General features: G+C 71.7%; 16 protein-coding genes. 10 read left to right on the top strand and 6 right to left on the bottom strand.

Features of this window, described 5'->3' with window-relative positions; translation table 11 throughout:
- Positions 1-3 precede the first annotated feature (3 nt).
- Both FXO23_RS29185 and ychF read right to left on the bottom strand, forming a co-directional pair.
- The gene (locus FXO23_RS29185; RefSeq protein ID WP_158888674.1) at positions 4-738 is read right to left on the bottom strand and encodes a hypothetical protein; all 735 of its coding nucleotides are present in this window, start codon (positions 736-738) and stop codon (positions 4-6) included.
- A 206-nt stretch (positions 739-944) separates the two neighbouring features.
- Complete coding sequence (ychF, locus tag FXO23_RS29180; protein ID WP_158888673.1) at positions 945-2027, bottom strand: redox-regulated ATPase YchF; 1083 nt, start codon at positions 2025-2027, stop codon at positions 945-947.
- Positions 2028-2135: 108 nt separating this feature from the next.
- Between ychF and FXO23_RS29175 the strand changes: the two genes are divergently transcribed.
- Together FXO23_RS29175 and FXO23_RS29170 are read left to right on the top strand one after the other, a co-directional pair.
- On the top strand, positions 2136-3659 hold the full coding sequence (locus FXO23_RS29175) for a DNA-3-methyladenine glycosylase 2 family protein (RefSeq protein WP_158888672.1): 1524 nt from the start codon (positions 2136-2138) through the stop codon (positions 3657-3659).
- Between the two features lie 26 nt (positions 3660-3685).
- The gene (locus FXO23_RS29170) at positions 3686-4192 is read left to right on the top strand and encodes a methylated-DNA--[protein]-cysteine S-methyltransferase (protein WP_158888671.1); all 507 of its coding nucleotides are present in this window, start codon (positions 3686-3688) and stop codon (positions 4190-4192) included.
- Here the strand turns inward: FXO23_RS29170 and FXO23_RS29165 are convergent.
- Positions 4189-7131, bottom strand: a complete 2943-nt coding sequence (locus FXO23_RS29165; RefSeq protein WP_158888670.1) for an AAA family ATPase — start codon at positions 7129-7131, stop codon at positions 4189-4191. The two genes, FXO23_RS29170 and FXO23_RS29165, sit on opposite strands and share 4 nt — an antisense overlap.
- A complete protein-coding gene (locus FXO23_RS29160) occupies positions 7128-8279 on the bottom strand; it encodes an exonuclease SbcCD subunit D (RefSeq protein ID WP_179956910.1) in 1152 nt (383 codons plus the stop codon). The genes FXO23_RS29165 and FXO23_RS29160 overlap by 4 nt, the downstream gene beginning before the upstream one ends.
- 306 nt (positions 8280-8585) lie before the next feature.
- On the opposite strand from FXO23_RS29160, the gene rmuC reads away from it, so the two are divergent.
- Positions 8586-9503 carry a DNA recombination protein RmuC gene (rmuC, locus tag FXO23_RS29155; RefSeq protein WP_158888668.1) on the top strand — a complete coding sequence of 306 codons (918 nt, stop codon included), beginning with the start codon at positions 8586-8588 and terminating at the stop codon, positions 9501-9503.
- A gap of 346 nt (positions 9504-9849) precedes the next feature.
- On the top strand, positions 9850-10725 hold the full coding sequence (locus tag FXO23_RS29150; protein ID WP_158888667.1) for a DUF6542 domain-containing protein: 876 nt from the start codon (positions 9850-9852) through the stop codon (positions 10723-10725).
- Between the two features lie 139 nt (positions 10726-10864).
- Here FXO23_RS29150 and FXO23_RS29145 read toward each other — a convergent pair whose 3' ends face one another.
- Positions 10865-11887, bottom strand: coding sequence for a 4-hydroxy-3-methylbut-2-enyl diphosphate reductase (locus tag FXO23_RS29145; protein ID WP_158888666.1), 1023 nt, complete (start codon positions 11885-11887; stop codon positions 10865-10867).
- A 108-nt stretch (positions 11888-11995) separates the two neighbouring features.
- Here FXO23_RS29145 and FXO23_RS29140 point away from each other — a divergent pair, with 108 nt between their 5' ends.
- The 6 genes from FXO23_RS29140 (at position 11996) to FXO23_RS29115 (ending at position 16436) form a co-directional block, all read left to right on the top strand.
- Positions 11996-12631: a lipid droplet-associated protein gene (locus tag FXO23_RS29140; protein WP_158888665.1), complete on the top strand. Its 636-nt coding sequence runs from the start codon at positions 11996-11998 to the stop codon at positions 12629-12631.
- Positions 12628-13881, top strand: coding sequence for an exodeoxyribonuclease VII large subunit (gene xseA / locus FXO23_RS29135; RefSeq protein WP_158888664.1), 1254 nt, complete (start codon positions 12628-12630; stop codon positions 13879-13881). Before FXO23_RS29140 ends, xseA begins: the two co-directional genes overlap by 4 nt.
- Before the next feature lie 11 nt (positions 13882-13892).
- Positions 13893-14279 (top strand): hypothetical protein, encoded by a 387-nt coding sequence (locus FXO23_RS29130; protein WP_158888726.1) that lies wholly within the window; start codon positions 13893-13895, stop codon positions 14277-14279.
- Entirely contained in the window at positions 14276-14518 is a 243-nt protein-coding gene (locus tag FXO23_RS29125) for an exodeoxyribonuclease VII small subunit (protein WP_158888663.1), read from the top strand. The genes FXO23_RS29130 and FXO23_RS29125 overlap by 4 nt, the downstream gene beginning before the upstream one ends.
- Positions 14519-14607: 89 nt before the next feature.
- The gene (glpX, locus tag FXO23_RS29120) at positions 14608-15678 is read left to right on the top strand and encodes a class II fructose-bisphosphatase (protein WP_179956909.1); all 1071 of its coding nucleotides are present in this window, start codon (positions 14608-14610) and stop codon (positions 15676-15678) included.
- Entirely contained in the window at positions 15675-16436 is a 762-nt protein-coding gene (locus FXO23_RS29115) for a S1 family peptidase (protein WP_425484920.1), read from the top strand. Before glpX ends, FXO23_RS29115 begins: the two co-directional genes overlap by 4 nt.
- 24 nt (positions 16437-16460) lie before the next feature.
- Here FXO23_RS29115 and FXO23_RS29110 read toward each other — a convergent pair whose 3' ends face one another.
- Complete coding sequence (locus tag FXO23_RS29110; protein ID WP_158888662.1) at positions 16461-17474, bottom strand: YncE family protein; 1014 nt, start codon at positions 17472-17474, stop codon at positions 16461-16463.
- Positions 17475-17551: the final 77 nt, after the last annotated feature.

Here is a 17551-nt window from a genome sequence, read left to right as displayed (position 1 = left end):
AAACTAGCTCGGCGGAGCTTCTATCTCGGACGCCACCTCATTGTGCGCCGGAGGAGCGGGCGAGATGGCCGGCACGGGTTCGGGCGCGCGCTGGTGATAATGCGCGTGTTCCATCCAGCCTGGTGGCAGCCATTCACCGGTGATGAGTTGCGGATGCCGCGGATGCATGGTGTAAGCCCACGACACGAATACCAGCTCGGCCCAATCAGATTGTAGAATCCAGGATATCGGACCGTTGTCGCTATTTCCGGCCAAATGCACAGTCGCAGGCGCGACCATCGCCGCACTGGTCACGGCTTCCCAGTGCCACCGCATAACGCGGGGCGTGTGCAGATAGAAGCCCCGCTGACTCACATAAAGCGTTCCTTGTTCTATCGGCACCCAACGCGGTATTGCCGCCATCTGCGCGGCACGACGCGCCCGCGACTTGGCGATCGAACCCCCGATCAACGATCCGGCGACAAGCCCCACCCCGAGCGCCCCAGTGCCAAAGACCATCGGTGTGGTGACCTGCCAACTCCCGTCACCCAGCGAACGGAAGTCCGACAACAGGAACGGCCCCATCACCCACAGCCGTTCGTCTTCGGTGTTCGTGGCCGGAAAGGGGGCGAATACTTCGGCGACCTGGCTGAGATCATGTCCGCCCGCCAGCAGCGCAGCGAGGTAGCAGGTGTAGCGCAGTGCTTCGTCTCGCGGTGTCCACGGTGGTACCACGCTCTGCGGCTCTTTCCGGCCCATCGCAGGAACCTCCCACCCCTCGATGCGGTGACTGAGCGCACCAAGCCGACGGCTTAGCGTGGGCTACCATTAAACGTCGGCGACCCGCCGGAAGCAACAGCCCTGCCGTTATCGGTAGCGGAAATCCATTGTTTGACAAGAACAAATGCCCGCGAGGCGCTCAAGACGACAAGCCTCGATGCCCCAACGTCACGCCTTTCGACCAGCTAGACGTTGAAGCGGAATTCGACCACGTCGCCGTCGGTCATGACGTAGTCCTTGCCTTCCATGCGGACCTTGCCGGCGGAGCGGGCGGCGGCCAGGGAGCCGGCTTGGATCAGGTCGGCGTAGGAGACCACTTCGGCCTTGATGAAACCGCGTTCGAAGTCGGTGTGGATCACGCCGGCGGCTTGGGGGGCGGTGGCGCCTTGGGGGATCGTCCAGGCGCGGGCTTCCTTCGGGCCGGCGGTCAGGTAGGTCTGCAGGCCGAGGGTGTGGAAACCGGCTCGGGCGAGTGCGTGGAGACCCGGTTCCTCCTGGCCGACCGATTCCAGCAGTTCCCGCACGGATTCCTCGTCATCGAGCTCGAGGAGTTCCGCTTCGACTTTGGCGTCCAGGAACACAGCGTCGGCGGGGGCGACCAGTTTGGTCAGTTCCTCGCGGCGCGAAGAATCCGTGAGCACACCTTCGTCCGCGTTGAACACGTACAGGAACGGTTTGGTGGTCAGCAGGCTCAGTTCGCGGACCAGGCTCGTGTCGAATTCCTTCTGCGCGGAAAACAGAGTGCGGCCGGAGTCCAGGATTTCCTTGGCCTGCTGGGCGGCTTCCGCGGCGGGCCGGTTCTCCTTCTTCGTCCGGGCTTCCTTCTCTAGGCGCGGCAACGCTTTCTCCAGCGTCTGCAGATCGGCCAGGATGAGCTCGGTGTTGATCGTCTCGATATCGCTCGACGGGTCGATCCGGCCGTCGACGTGCACCACGTCCGGATCGTCGAACACGCGGATGACCTGGCAGATCGCGTTCGCTTCGCGGATGTTGGCGAGGAACTTGTTCCCGAGCCCGGCGCCCTCGGAGGCGCCCTTCACGATGCCCGCGATGTCCACGAACGACACGACGGCCGGTACGGTCTTCGCGGACCCGAACAGCTCGGCGAGCTTGTCCAGCCGGGGATCGGGCAGCGGCACGACGCCGACGTTCGGTTCGATCGTGGCGAACGGGTAGTTCGCGGCGAGCACGTCGTTGCGCGTCAGCGCGTTGAACAAGGTTGACTTGCCTACGTTGGGCAGGCCGACGATGCCGAGGGTCAGACTCACGACCGCGCAGTCTACGTGCCGCCCCCACCGGCGCCGCCGCCCACCCGGTTCAGCGTGATGGCGGATTTCCGCCAGTCAGGCCCCTGACCGGCTGGCAGTATCGATGCCATGACCGAACTGACCATGGTCCGTGAGCAGGGCATCTGGCGCGACACCGAGCGGTGCTACCGCGCGGTCGCCTCGCGGGACGCCCGCTTCGACGGGCAGTTCATCATGGCCGTGCGGACGACCGGCATCTACTGCCGCCCGTCCTGCCCGGCGATCACGCCGAAGCCGACGAACGTGCGCTTCTACCCCACGTCGGCCGCGGCGCAGGCGGGCGGCTACCGCGCCTGCCGCCGCTGCCTGCCCGACGCGGTGCCCGGCTCCCCGGAGTGGAACCTGCGCGCCGACCTGGCCGCCCGCGCGATGCGGCTGATCGCCGACGGCACGGTCGAACGCGAAGGCGTGCCCGGGCTGGCCAAACGGCTCGGCTACTCCGAGCGCCAGCTGGGCCGCGTGCTCACCGCGGAACTCGGTGCCGGACCGCTGGCACTCGCCCGGGCGCACCGCGCGCATTCGGCCCGCCTGCTGATCGAGATGTCCGAACTGCCGCTGGCCGACGTGGCGTTCGCCGCCGGATTCGCGAGCATCCGGCAGTTCAACGACACGATCCGCGAGGTGTTCGCGGTCACCCCGTCGCAGCTGCGCGCGGCCGCGAGCGGGGTCCGCCGCCGCGCCGGGACCACGGCGACCGAGGTCAAAGCGGGCGCACGGCTGAGCTTGCGGCTGCCGTTCCGGGCGCCGCTCGACGCGGCGGGTGTGCTGCGCTTCTTCGCCGACCGCGCGGTGCCCGGCGTCGAGGACGTCGCCGCGGACGGCGGTGGGTACGGGCGCACGCTGCGGTTGCCGCACGGCACCGGGGCCGCCTGGCTCACCCCGCGCGACGGGCACGTCCGCTGCGATCTGCGGCTGGCCGACGTGCGCGACCTGAGCAGTGCGGTCACCCGGGTCCGGCGGCTGCTCGACCTGGACGCCGATCCGGCGGCCGTGCACCGGGTGCTGGGCGCGGATCCGGCACTCGCGCCGCTGGTCGCCGCCACCCCGGGCATCCGGGTGCCGGGCGCGGTCGACGGCCCCGAGCTCGTGCTGCGCGCGATGCTCGGCCAGCAGGTGTCGGTCGCCGCCGCACGCACGGCCGCGGGCAAACTCGCCGCGGACCTGGGCGAGCGGCTGCCGGTCGAGCACGACGGCCCGACCGCCACGCTCACCACGCTGTTCCCCAGCCCGGCCGCGGTGGCCGAACGGGGCACCGAGGTCCTGCGCGGGCCTCGGCGCCGCGTCGACGCGATCCGCGCGGTCGCCGGGGCGCTGGCGTCCGGCGAGGTCGAGGTGCACGTCGGCCGGGACCCCGATGAGTTGCGGGCCGAACTGCTCGCCCTGCCCGGGATCGGCCCGTGGACGGCCGACTACGTACTGATGCGCGTGCTCGGCGTCCCGGACGTGCTGCTCACCGGCGATCTGGTGCTGCGCAAGGGCGCGGCCGCCCTCGGCCTCGGTGACGACGTCGACGGGCTCACCGCACGCGCCCAGGCGTGGCGGCCGTGGCGGTCCTACGCCGGGATGTACCTCTGGCGCGCGAGCGCCGCATAAACGTCAACAAGCACAAGGAGAATTCCATGAGCATCGCCCACTGGTCCACAATGGACACACCGGCTGGTCCGTTCACCGCGGTGGTCGCGTCCGACGGCGCGGTCCTCGCGTCCGGCTGGACCGGCGACGTCGGCGAGCTGACCCCGTTGATCTCGGCGTCCCTCGCCCCCGACGAACTGCGCGAGAAGCGCGACCTCGGCCCGGTCAGCACGGCGGTCCGCCGCTACCACGCCGGGGAACTGGACGCCGCCGCGGACATCGCCGTGCGCCAGCGTTCCGGCGAGTTCCTGCAGCGCGCCTGGGATGTACTGCGGACCGTGCCCGCCGGGAAACCGGTGACCTACGCGGACTTCGCGCTCCTGGCGGGCCGCCCGGCCGCGGTCCGCGCGGCGGCGACGGCGTGCGCGCGGAACGCGGCGGCGCTGTTCGTCCCCTGCCACCGGGTGGTGCGCACCGGCGGCGGGATCGGCGGGTTCCGCTGGGGCGTCGACGTGAAGCGGTGGCTCCTCGACCACGAGGACACCGAGAACTAGACGCCTTGCAATTCCAGCGTCGACCCGGTGCGGGCCTTGCGGACCCGCAACCGGGTCGGCACGCGCTGGCGGAGCTCCTCGACGTGCGAAACCAGGCCGACGACCCGGCCACCGGCCCGCAGTTCGTCGAGGATGTTCATCACCACGTCCAGGGTTTCGGCGTCGAGCGTGCCGAAACCCTCGTCCACGAACAGGGTGTCCAGCAGCGCGCCCCCGGTCTCCGCGGCGACCACGTCCGCGAGGCCGAGCGCTAGCGCGAGCGAGGCGAGGAACGATTCCCCGCCGGACAACGTCTTCGCCGGGCGGATCTGGCCGGAGTAGTCGTCGAGCACGTCCAGGCCCAGGCCGCCGCGCGTGCCGCGGGCTCCGGCCGCGTCCGAGTGCACGAAGGAATACCTGCCCTGGCTCATCTTCCGCAGCCGCGCGGTCGCGGCGAGCGCGACCTCTTCCAGGCGCGCGGCGAGCACGTACGAGCGCAGGGACATCTTCCGGGCGTTCTGGCCGCGGCCGTTGACCACCTCGGTGAGCGCGTCGAGTTCGGCGAACTCCGCTTCCGCGGGCGCGAGTTCCGCGGCGGCCTCGTGCAACCGCCCGGCGAGTTTCTCCAGTTCCGCGGCCCGCGCGGTCGCTCCGCGCAGCTCCGCGACCGCCGATTCCGCGCGTTCCCGGGCTTGTTCGGCTTCCCGTCGCGCGGATTCCACATCCACCTCGTCGTCCGGGGAAACCTCGGCGAGTTCGGCCAGGGTATCCCGGGCGACCGCCTCCGCTTTGTCCGCTTCGGACAGACGGTTTTCCAGGTCCGCCACGGTTTTCTCGTCACGAATGGCCGCGCGGAGTGCCGGGACATCGGCGAATTCGGCTTGGGCCAGGGCTTCTTCGAGCGCGGCGCGCTGCTCGTCGAGCCGGTCCTGAGCCGCCGCGCTCGCGGACCGGGCCTCGGCCAGCGCTTCCAGCGCGCGGACCACACCGGTCAGCTGGGCGCGGCGCGCGGCGACGTCGGCGAACTCCCCGCGCGCTTCCTCGAGGCGTTGCGCGCGTTCGGCGACCCGTTCGGCCAGGGCCCGCCGTTCGGCGTCGGCCGTGGCCGCGCGGTTTTCCGCGGTGCGGCGCTGTTCGGTGAGTTCCTCCGCCTCCCCCTCGACCGACCGCGCCTCGGCGGCGAGGCGGGCGCGGCGCCCGGCGAGGGCGGTGAGGTCCGCGAGTTCGGCGCGAGCACCGGCGAGTTCGGCGGCGAGCGCGTCCCCGGTCCGGCCGTGCAACCGCTCCCGGAGGGCGGTGAGGGCCTGCTCTGCCTCGTGTTTCGCCTTCTCGGCGGCCGTCCGCTTCCGTTCGGCGGCGGCTTCGGCCCGTTCCGCGGCCGCTTCTTGGGCCTGATCCACCGATCCGGCCGCGGGACGCGCCGGGGCCGGGTGTTCGACACCGCCGCAAACCGGGCAGGGGTCCCCGGCGGACAGGCCCGCGGCGAGTTCGGCGGCCATCCCCTCGAGCCGCAGCTCGCGCAGGTGGAGCCGGTGTTCGCGGGCCCGCTGGTGCGCGTCCGTGGCCTCGAGCAGCCGGGCGTGCGCGTCGGCGGCCTTCCGCTCGGCGCCGGGCAGCGCGGTGGCGTCGGCGACCGCGGCCGCGAGTTCGGCTTCCCGGGCGCGCACGCCGTCGAGTTTCGCCTCGGCCGCGGTGGCCTCGTTCAGCTGCTCGCGCAGTTCCTGGACGCGTTCCGGAATCCCGGCGAGCTTCTCGGTGATCGCACGGACCTGGTCGGCGGCGTAGTCGGCGGTCTCGGTGAGCCGGACGATCGCACGCTGATCGAGGGTTTGCTGCTCGGCCTCGGCGACCAGGCCGGCGAGCGCGCCCGCCTCCTCCCGCAACGTCCCGGCGCGGGCGCGCAGTTCCGCCACCGGGGCGCCGGTTTCGCGGTAGCCCGCCGCGACGAGCGCGCGGACCCGCGCGGTTTCGGCTTCGCGGGCCCGTTCGAGCTGATGCGCGTACCGATCGGCCTGCTCGGCGACCCCGGCGACGGTGGCCGCCCGCCGCGCCGCCGCGATCTCCGCCGCCCACCGGGCGCGTTCGGGCTCCTGTTCGGCGAGGGCGGCGAGTTTGCGGTGCGCGGTGCGCACGCGGTGCACGCGTTCGGCGGCCGTGCGCCGCGCGGTCAGCAGGTTCTCCGCTTCCTCGCGCGCGGTTCGTGCGCGTTGTTCGGCTTCCGCGGCCTCGGCGACCGCCCGCCGCGCGTTCTCCTGGACCTCGTCGATCCAGCCGGGCGTGACCTCATCGGGCGTTTCCTGTTGGGCCGCTTGGGAAAGCCGGGCGACCCATTCGCGCAGCGCCTGGCGCCGCTCGTCCAGCGCCCGCCTGCGCTCGGCACGCAGCTCCCGGAACCAGCGCTCGGTGTCGGCGAACCGCTGGGTGCCGAACAGCCGCTCCAGCAGCTGCTCGCGTTCGGTGGTCTCGGCGCGCAGGAACCGCGCGAACTCGCCCTGGGGCAGCAGGACGACCTGGAAGAACTGCTCGGCGCTCATCCCGATCAGCCGCTGCACCGCGCGCGCGACCTCGTCGATCCTGGTCACCGCCTCGGCGGGCCGGTCGATCCAGGTCAGCGAGGCCTTCGCCTTCTGCAAGGTCGCGCCGCCGCCGCGGCGTTTGGGCCGTTCGTACTCCGGGCTGCGGACCACGCGCAGGCGCTGTCCCTGCACGGTGAGCTCGAGGACGACCTCGGTCGGCACGTCGGCTTCGGCGAGGTCGCAGCGCAGCCGCTTCACCTGCCCGCGGGCGCCGGGCACCACGCCGAAGAGGGCGAACGCCACCGCGTCGAGCAGGGTGGTCTTGCCCGCGCCGGTGTCGCCGTGCAGCAGGAACAGGCCGTCCGCGCCGAGCGCGTCGAAGTCGACGACCTCGCGCCCGGCGTACGGGCCGAACGCGCAGACCTCGAGCCGGTGCAGCCTCACGGGTTCTCCCCCTTTCCGGCGGTTTCCAGGGCGGTGCGCAGCAGGACGCGTTCGCGGTCGTTCGGCTCGGCGCCGCGGCAGTCGGCGAGGAAGCTGTGCGCGATCTGCTCGTCGGACCGGCCCTTCGTCTGGGCGGCGTAGCGCAGCGCGGCGGAACCGGCACCGCCCTCGGGCTGCCAGTCGAGGTGCACGGCGTGCGGGAACCGGTCGCGGAGTTTCCGCATCGCGTCGACCGGGCGCACGGTGTCGGTGAGGGTGACCGAGAGGTAGTCGTCCTCCCGTTCGGCGTGCGCGGGGTCTTCGAGCAGCTCGCCGAGCCGCCCGGTGAGCGTGGCCAGCCGCCGCGGCACCGGCAGTTCGTGCCGCCGGACCTCGGCCAGGCCGCGCGCGTCGAAATCGACCAGCCACACCGATTTGCGGTGCGTGGCTTCGGAGAACGAATAGGCCAGCGGGCTGCCCGAGTAGCGGAGGTGTTCGGCGAGGCGCTGCGGGCCGTGCAGGTGGCCGAGCGCGACGTAGTCCACGCCGTCGAACACCGAACCCGGCACCTGTTCGACGCCGCCGACCGCGATCGTGCGTTCGGAATCGCTCCCGGCGCCGCCGGTGACGAACGCGTGCGCGAGCACGACGGACCGGGTGCCGGGCGGCCTGCGCGCCAGATCCTCGCGGATGCGGCGCATCGCCTCGGTGAGCACGCCGGTGTGGCCCTTCGCCTCCGGGACGCCGAGCGCGTGGCGGGCCGGTTCCGGCTCCAGATAAGGAATGCCGTAGCAGGCGACCGGCCCGTGTTCGTCGGCGAGCAGGATCGGCTCGTGCAGGCGGTCGACGCGGGTGCGCAGGTGCAGGCCACCGGCGGCGGCGAACTCCTCGAACGCGCCGAGCCGTGCCGCGGAATCGTGGTTTCCCGGGGTGATCACGAGTTGCGCGCCGGCTTCGCGGATCTTGCCGAGCGCGGTGGTGGCGACGCGGACGGCCTCGGCGGAGGGCACCGCGCGGTCGTAGACGTCCCCGGAGACCAGCACGACGTCGACCGATTCGTCCGCCACGACGGCGGCCAACCGGTCGAGGACGAATTCCTGGTCGGCGAGCAGATCGGCGCCGTGGAAGGTGCGGCCGACGTGCCAGTCCGAGGTGTGCAGCGCTCTCACGCCTTCGACGGTAAGGAAACTGCCCGACAGGACCGTGGCGACACGCCCTACCGGTTCACTCGAACGTGTGTTCGAGGCGCTGACCTCGCGCTTTCGCCGGTTTTTGTCGGTGCCCTCCGCCATGATGCAACCGTCCGGTCACGAACCGCGACCGGCACAGACAAGAACGCGCCACGGCGAAGACCCGCGATCGTGGCGGCGGGGCGACGAACAGCGAGACTTGATCCCGAGAGACCAAGTCAGAGCCCCGGCGACGCGATCGTGTCCGCGCGTTCCAACAAACACAGCGTGAGAGAAGGGGTTCTTGTGGGTTCGACGGTGCTCACCACGGCGGCGATCGTCGTCGCGGTGCTGCTGGCGCTCGCGGTCGCACTGCTGTGGCGGCTGTATTCGGAGAGCATGCGCAGGGCCGACGCGGCGGCGCAGCAGGTCGCCGCCGAACGCACCCGGGTGGATCAGCAGCAGGCGTCGCTGCGGCGGTACGAGGTCGCGTTCGCCTCGATCAGCGGGCGGGGCGAACTCGGCGAACAGGTGCTGGTCGAGACGGCGCGCGCGCTCGGCCTGCGCGAAGGGTTGCACTTCACCACGCAGACCGACCTCGCGGGCGGCGGCGCCGCGAAACCGGATCTGGTGCTGCGGGTCGGCGGGGACCGCACGGTTCCGGTCGACGCGAAGGCGAGCATGGCGTGCTGGGCGGAGGCGGTCGAGACCGACGACGCCGACGAGCGGCTCGACGCGCTGCGCGTGCACGTGCGCAACCTGCGGTCTCGGGCGGCGGAGCTCGCGGGCAAGGGATACCAGCGCTGGGCGGACGGGATCTACGGGACGATCATGTTCGTGCCCTCGGACGCGGCGGTGATCGCGGCGCTGGACACCGATCCGGAACTGCTGCGGTGGATGCTGGATCGCCGGGTCTTCCTGTGCGGGCCCACCGGGTTCGCGGTGCTCGCGTCGGCGGCGCTGTTCGCGGCCAGCGACCGGGCGGTGGTCGAGGACGTCGAGCGGGTGCGCACCGGTGCGGGCGCGGCCCACCGCGCGGCGGGGAACGCGATCGACGCGGTGAACCTGTCGAGCACGCACCTGCAGCGGTTCCTCTCCGCCCGCCGCCGCGAACTGGAGGCGCTCGAAGGCTTCCGCGCCGCGGTGTCCCCGCTCACCGAGGCCGCCGCCAGCCCCACCCCGGTCGCCCCGATCCGGAACCCCGACGAAGCCGCCGCCAGCTGACCGGGCACGGGGGTCGTGAGTGTTTGGACCGGTTAGAACCGGCCGTACCGCTCACGACCCACCCCACACGGCGGCTGCTCGCGAGAACGCTTTCGTGGTGTTCGCGGGGCAGGTGAGGTGGGTGGTGCTGGTGTGCCGTTTGGGGTGGTCAGTGTCGCGAAGGCCACCCTGGGGACATCCTGAGAACCTGGTGAGCGAGTGAACGAAAGGAGGTCCGGAAGCGTCTTGACGGTGTGTTAAACAAGCTGTTCAGCGACGGGCTACCTGCGCCTTTCCCAGCGGCGGGGTTCCCCCCTTCGCGGAGTGGTAGCGGGTTCGTGACAAGTACGGGATACGGTGTTGTCTCGTGACCGCTATTCGCGATCGCCAGAGCGATCCTGAAGCCGACGACGTGACCGTGCCGTGGGACCTGCGTCCCATCGCGGGCGCGCGGCCGGGTTTGCCCTGGTGGGGGGCGGTGCTGCTGGGCTTCGGCCTGTCGGTCGTCGCCGCGTTCGGGGACATGCAGCTGCAGAACACGCTGACCCTGCTGTTCCAGGCCTGCTACTTCCTGGGCGCGGTCGGCGCGATCTGCGCGGTGCAGCGGCGCAGCCTGTTCGGCCCGATGGTTCAGCCGCCGCTGATCCTGGCGATCACGGTTCCCGGCGTGATCCTGTTCGCCTCCGGCCTGCCCGCCAGCAGCGACACCCTGCAGAAGGCCCTCGCGGTCGGCACTCCGCTGATCAACGGGTTCCCGACGATGGCCGTCACCACCGGCGTGGTCCTGGCCGTCGGGTTCTTCCGGATCTACCGCGAGCGTGACCCGAACGCCCCGGTGAAGGTCCCGGCCTCCCGCCGCCCCGCGAGCCAGTCCCGTCCCGCGGACAAACCCGCCGGTCGCGGCGCCCCCGCCGCAGCCCGCGGCGGCCGCCCGAGCGAACGGCGCGCCCCGCAACGGCGGCCCGGCGAACCGGGGGCGACACCGCCTCCGGGCAGGCGGCCCCGGCCCGAGGACGGCGGCGGCGCGCGCAAGACTCCGCCGCCCGCCAACCGGCAGCGCCGGCCCCGGCCGGAAGACGGCGAACGCCGCCGAGCCGCCGGTGAAGGCGTCCCCGGGCGGGTCCGGCGCACCCCGCCGCGCTCGGACGATCCGCGCGCCGGTGGCCAGGGCGGCTCGCGCCGCGCCCCCGGCCGCCGGACGCCACCGCCCCGGGCCAACCGCCCCTGGGACAACGAAGACTGAGCCGGAAAGTGGCAGCACTTTCGCCGAACGCGCCGCCGAAGTGCCGTTCGTGTGCGCGCTCGTAACCCGCACTTAGCCGGAAGAGTGCGGTCCCCGCCCACGAGAGACCGCGACTCGGCGGCGCATTACGGGATCGGGGTCAGGAGCGGGGTTCGGGTTTGCGGAGTTCCCGGGGGAGGGCGAAGGCGATCTTCTCGTTGGCCGTGGTGACCTCTTCCACGTCGCCCCAGCCGCGTTCGGCGAGCCAGCCGAGCAGCTCCATCACCAGCACGTCCGGCACCGAGGCGCCGCTGGTCACGCCGACGGTGTCCACACCGGACAGCCAGGCCTCGTCGACCTCGTGCGCGTAGTCGATCAGGTGCGCGTCCCGCGCGCCCGCCTGCAGGGCGACCTCGACCAAGCGCTTGGAGTTCGAAGAGTTCTTCGACCCCACGACCAGCACCAGATCGCATTCGGCGGCCATCGCCTTGACCGCGACCTGCCGGTTCGAGGTCGCGTAGCAGATGTCGTCGCTCGGCGGGTCGGCCAGATTCGGGAAGCGCTCGCGGAGCTGGTCGACGCGTTCCATGGTCTCGTCCACGCTGAGCGTGGTCTGGGACAGCCACACCACCTTGGACGGGTCGCGCACGTGCGCCTTCGCCGCGTCGTCCGCGGTGTCCACCAGCTGCACGTGCTCGGGCGCCTCACCCGCGGTGCCCTCGACCTCCTCGTGCCCCTCGTGACCGATCAGCAGGATGTCGTAGTCCTCGCGCGCGAACCGGTTGACCTCCTTGTGCACCTTGGTCACCAGCGGGCAGGTCGCGTCGATCGTGCGCAGGTTCCGTTCCTTGGCCTCGGCGTGCACCGCGGGCGAGACGCCGTGCGCGGAGAACACCACCAGCGCGCCCTCGGGGACCTCGGACGTCTCCTCGACGAAGATGACCCCGCGTTCACGCAGCGTGTCCACCACGTGCCGGTTGTGCACGATCTCCTTACGGACGTACACCGGCGGGCCATACAGCTCCAGCGCCTTCTCCACGGCGATCACCGCCCGGTCCACCCCCGCGCAATAACCTCGCGGTTTGGCCAGCAGCACCCGCTTGGACCCAGGTGCGGACGGCTTTTCGCGCTCGGTGACCGGATTGATGGCGGCGGGCTCGATTCCGGGACTCGCGGCACTCATACCACCCAGGGTACGGCCCCGCTCCGTGTGCGCCGGGTCACCCGACACGTGCACCGAAACAACCCATCCGGTTGGGCAGGATGGCCTACGTACGGCAGGCTAGGGGCCATGAAGCCTCTCCCGCTCCCGCTCCGCGTCGCCGCCGGGCTCGCCGTGACGACGGCCGAGCGGGTCCGCGAACTCCCCAAGCAGGTCATCGGCCTCCCGGTGACGGTCGCCAGCCAGGTGCTCCAGTTCTCCATGCGCGTGCAGCAGCACGTCACCGAACTGGCCATCAAGGGCGACGACGCCCTCGCCACGCTCCGGCCGGTCGAGGACACCCCGAGCTGGGCCACCTTCGACGAGGATCTCGAGCCCGACCTCGTCGTGGAACCCATCGAAACCGAGGACGACCAGTTCGACAACGTCACGCCGCTCGGCGTCCGCGACTTCGACCCCGACGTGCCGCGGCCGCGCGCCGCGAACGGCACGAAACCCGGCGACGATCCCTGGGAACAGGAGGAACGCGCGCTCGCCGACCAGAGCGCCTCCGGCCCCGCCGGGGTCGCCGACTACGACGAGCTCACCCTCCCGCAGCTGCGCGCGCGGCTGCGCCAGTTCTCCCTGGCCCAGCTGGAGGAACTGCTCGCCTACGAGCGGGGCAACGCCAACCGCGCCTCGTTCACCGGCATGCTGGCCCGCCGGATCGGCAACGTGCAGCGCGCGAGCGAGGACGACGGCGACACGGGCGCAGGGGGCCGGTGACCAGCGAAACGCGGGAGTCGACGACGCCGGAGAACCCGTGGCCGGTCCGCACGGTCGCCCGGAAGATCGCCGACTGGATCCACCGGCTCGGCGCGGTCTGGGTGGAAGGGCAGATCACCCAGATCTCCGCACGCCCGGGCACCTCGACCGGATTCCTCACGCTGCGCGATCCGTCCGCCGACGTGTCCATGACGGTCACCTGCCCGATCCGCCTGCTGCGCTCGGTGGAGCCGCCGCTGCGCGAGGGCGCCAGCGTGGTGCTCTACGCGAAACCGGCGTTCTTCCTCGGCCGCGGCACGATCAGCCTGCGGGCCACCGAGATCCGCGCGGTCGGCATCGGCGAGCTGCTGGCCAGGATCGAGCGGCTGCGCAAGCTGCTCGCCGCCGAGGGCCTCTTCTCCCCCGCGCGCAAACGCCGCCTTCCCTTTCTGCCCAAGGGAATCGGCCTGATCACCGGCCGGGCGTCGGCCGCCGAGCGGGACGTGCTGGTGAACGCGCACGCGCGCTGGCCGTCGGCCGCGTTCCAGGTGATCAACACCGCGGTCCAGGGCGCGCAGGCGGTGCCGCAGATCATCCAGGCTCTGTCCACTTTGGATGCCGATCCGCGCGTCGAGGTGATCGTGATCGCCCGCGGCGGGGGCAGCGTGGAGGACCTGCTGCCGTTCTCCGACGAGGCGCTCTGCCGCGCGGTGTCCGCCGCCGGGACCCCGGTGGTCAGCGCGATCGGGCACGAACCGGACACCCCGCTGCTCGACCACGTCGCCGACCTGCGCTGCTCGACGCCGACCGACGCCGGGAAACGGATCGTGCCGGACGTCAAGGAGGAGACCGACCGCGTGCACCAGCTGCGGGACCGCGCCCGGCGCGCCCTGCACGGCTGGGTCGACACCCAGTGCCGCCTCCTGGACCAGCTGCGCAGCCGCCCGGTGCTCGCCGATCCGCTCGCCCCGATCGAGCGGCGCCACCAGGAGATCGAGGTCGGCGTCGAACGCGGCCGCCGGGCGATCCTGTCCACGCTGTCCGCCGAACAAGCCGCCCTGGCGTCCGCGCGCGCCCGGCTCACCGCGCTCGGCCCGGCCGCGACCCTCGAACGGGGGTACGCGGTCGTGCAGTACTCGGACGCGGCAGGCAACCTCCAGGTACTCCGATCCATCTCTGAAGTAGCGGAGGGAACTCCGCTGCGGGTACGGGTCGTCGACGGGGCCGTGCACGCGGTGACCACCGGAGGCGAGAGCCGGGAAGACGGGTGAACGGAGTGCGGATCGCGGGGACGTTCCTGCCGCTGACCACGCAGGCCGCCGCGAACGCGCGGGCGAGCCTCGTCCTCCGCCGGGTGCGGGAAACCGAGGCGGCCGCGGGCGCCTGCTGGACCGCGCTGCTGGCCGGCTGCGACTCCGCGGGCCGCTGGGGCCTGGACTCCCGGCTGCGGCAGCTGTCCGAGGCCACCTCGGTCTACGTCGGCACGAAGTGGTGGTTCGCCGAGGGTTCGGCGCACCGCCGCCGGGTCGCCCGCGCGCAGGCGGACATCGAGGACGCCGTCGCGGACGGTGACGGGCAGGAGTTCGCGCGGGCGTTCGTGGGCTACGACCACGCGATGGCCAGCGCGGTAGTGTGCGGGAAACGACCCGCGAGGAGCCCAGCACTGTGACCGACACCGAGACCGAGCAGCCGGAGCTCGGCTACGAGCAGGCCCGCGACCAGCTCGTCGAGGTGGTGCGCGAACTCGAGGCGGGCGGGCTTTCGCTGGAGCAGTCGCTCGCGCTGTGGGAGAAGGGCGAGCGGCTCGCCAAGCTGTGCGAGCGCCACCTGGAGGGCGCCCGCGAGCGGATCGAGGCCGCGCTCGCGTCAGTCGAGGACAACGGAGACGACGAGAACCGCGACTCCTAGTGACGAGGGCCATGCTTGCGCAGGACGGGCGCGCGGCGGGGTATCTGAGAGGATGAGTACCCGCCGAGCAACGCCAACTTGGAGGCAGCATGTCCAGCGGCAGCCAGTCCACCAGCACGCCCCGCCGCAAGGAAGCCCCTGATCGCAACCTCGCGATGGAGCTGGTCCGCGTCACCGAGGCGGCCGCGATGGCCGCCGGTCGATGGGTCGGCAAGGGCGACAAGATCGGCGGCGACGGCGCCGCGGTGGACGCCATGCGCCAGCTGGTCTCGACCGTTTCGATGCGCGGCGTGGTCGTGATCGGCGAGGGCGAGAAGGACGAGGCGCCCATGCTGTACAACGGCGAAGAGGTCGGCAACGGCGACGGTCCCGCCTGCGATGTCGCGGTCGATCCGATCGACGGCACCACGCTGATGGCCAAGGGCATGCCGAACGCGCTCGCGGTCCTCGCGGTCGCCGAGCGGGGCGCGATGTTCGACCCGTCCGCGGTGTTCTACATGGAGAAGCTCGCGGTCGGCCCGGAGGCCGCGGGGTCGGTCGACCTGTCCGCGCCGATCGCGGAGAACATCAGACGGGTCGCCAAGGCCAAGCACAGCGAGGTCTCCGACGTGACCGTGTGCATCCTGGACCGCCCGCGGCACGAGCAGATCGTCAAGGAGGTCCGCGAGGCGGGCGCCCGGATCCGGTTCATCTCCGACGGTGACGTGGCGGGCGCCATCGCCGCGGCCCGGACCACCACCGGTGTCGACCTGCTGCTCGGTATCGGCGGCACCCCGGAGGGCATCATCGCGGCCTGTGCCATGAAGTGCCTCGGCGGCGAACTGCAGGGCCGGTTGTGGCCGAAGGACGACGCCGAACGGGAGAAGGCGCTCGCCGCCGGGCACGATCTGGACCGGGTGCTGACCACCGACGACCTGGTGCGCGGCGACAACGTGTTCTTCTGCGCCACCGGCGTGACCGACGGCGACCTGCTGCGCGGCGTGCACTACCGCGCGGGCGGCGCGACCACGCAGTCCATCGTCATGCGGTCCAAATCGGGCACGGTCCGCATGATCGACGGCTATCACCGGCTGAACAAACTCCGTGCCTACGCCTCGGTGGACTTCGACGGCCAGCTCACCGACGCCGACGACGGCGACATCGTGCCGCCGCTCCCGTGATCGGGCGGGCCCTGGCCGCCGGAGCGGCCGCGGTGCTGGCCCTGGCCGGGCCGGCTTCCGCGGCCGAGCCGCGGATCGTCGGCGGCGCGAACGCCGATCAGCCCTATCCGTTCATCGTGTCGCTGCAGTCCTCGAGCGGTAAGCACTTCTGCGGCGGCTCGCTGATCACGCCAGCCTGGGTGGTCACCGCCGCGCACTGCATCCAGGGCAAGAGCCCGAAACAGGTCACCGCGCGGATCGGCAGCAACGACCACACCCAGGGCGGCGAGGTCATCACCTCCGCGGAGGTCGTGCCGCATCCGGACTACAACCCGAACGGCGCGGGCGGCGACCTCGGCCTGGTCCGGCTCGCCACCCCGGCCCAGGCGGCGCCGCTCCGGCTGGGCGAGGCGCCGGTGCCCGGCACCGCGACCCGGCTGCTCGGCTGGGGCCAGACCTGCCCGACGCAGGGCTGCGGCGGGGAAACGGTGATCCTGCAACAACTCGACAGCCAGATCGTCGACCCCGCCCGGTGCACGGCGGCGTTCGACCCGAACGTCGAGCTGTGCACGGACAACCCCGGTGGCACGTCCGGTTCGTGCTACGGCGATTCGGGCGGCCCGGAGATCGCGAAGGTGGACGAGCACTGGCGGCTGCTCGGGGTCACCTCCCGGCCGGGCAACTCGGAACCTACCTGCGCCACCGCGCCGTCGATCTACACCTCGGTCGTCGCGTACTCGGCGTGGATCAACCAGCGGACCGGCGGGGCCAAGCGCTGAAAACCTCGGCCCCGCCGGGAAAGCTCAGGCCGCCGACCCCACGGCCGGGCCGGGGTCGCCCAGCACGTTGACGTTGTTGGACACCCGGTTGCTGACGAACGCGGTCTTCGCGTCGGTCACCGCGACGCCCAGCGGGAACTGGCCGCGGGTCGGCACGGTGGCCCGCACCCGGTCGGTGGCGCCGTCGATCACCGAGAGGCTGTTCGACTTCGAATTGGCCACGTAGACGGTGTTCGTGTCCGCGTTGACCGCGATGCCGATCGGCTCCGTGCCCACCGCGATCGAACCGACGAGGTTGTCGGTGGCGGTGTCGATCACCTGCACGGTGCCCTGGGTGAAGTTGGTGAAGTAGAGCTTGCCGGTCTTCGGGTTGACCGCGGCCTGCAACGGCCAGAAATGCGTGCCGATCGTCTTGCCCACCGAGGGCCAGTAGTCGTTCGGCCCGGTCGCGATCACCGAAACCGTGTTGCTCTCCGCGTTGGTCACGTAGAGCTTGTTGCCGTCGGCGCTGAAGGCCGGGGAGGTCGGGGCCTTGCCCACGTTGACGCCGACCGCCCAGCCGCCGTCGTCGCCGAGGATGGTCACCGTGCCGGACTCGACGTTGGCGACCGCGATCCGGCCGTGCGCCTCGTCCACGCCGATCGAATGCGCGTGCTCGCCGACCTGGTAGGTCGCCTTGCGGCGCCCGGTGTTCCCGTCCAGCACCTCGACGGTGTCCTGCTGCGTGCCGACGTAGACGGTGTTCGTCTTCTTGTTGGTGGCGATGGCGAGCGGGGTCTTGCCGGGCAGCGGGAAGTGCGTGACGACCTGCCCGGTGCGCGTGTCGATCACGCCGACGGTGTGGTCGCCGGCCTCGGCGACGACCACGCGGTGCAGCGCGGGCAGCGCGCCGACCTGGTACGGGCTGTTGCCGACCGAGATGGACTTCCCGATCGACGGGCCGTCGGCCGCCGAGGCGGGGCCGGCCGCCAGGGCCACCGCCGCGGCGGCCACCGCGACGACCGCGCCGGGTCTGCCCAGCCGCGATATTCGATTCATGCCTGTTCCTCTCAGAGTAGGCCGAAAAACCAGGCAATAATAAGGCTAGGCTTACCTAATTGAATAGACCCGAACGC

The organism is Amycolatopsis anabasis (assembly GCF_009765355.1).
Classification (GTDB): domain Bacteria; phylum Actinomycetota; class Actinomycetes; order Mycobacteriales; family Pseudonocardiaceae; genus Amycolatopsis; species Amycolatopsis anabasis.
This window is presented reverse-complemented; position numbering and strand designations above follow the sequence as displayed.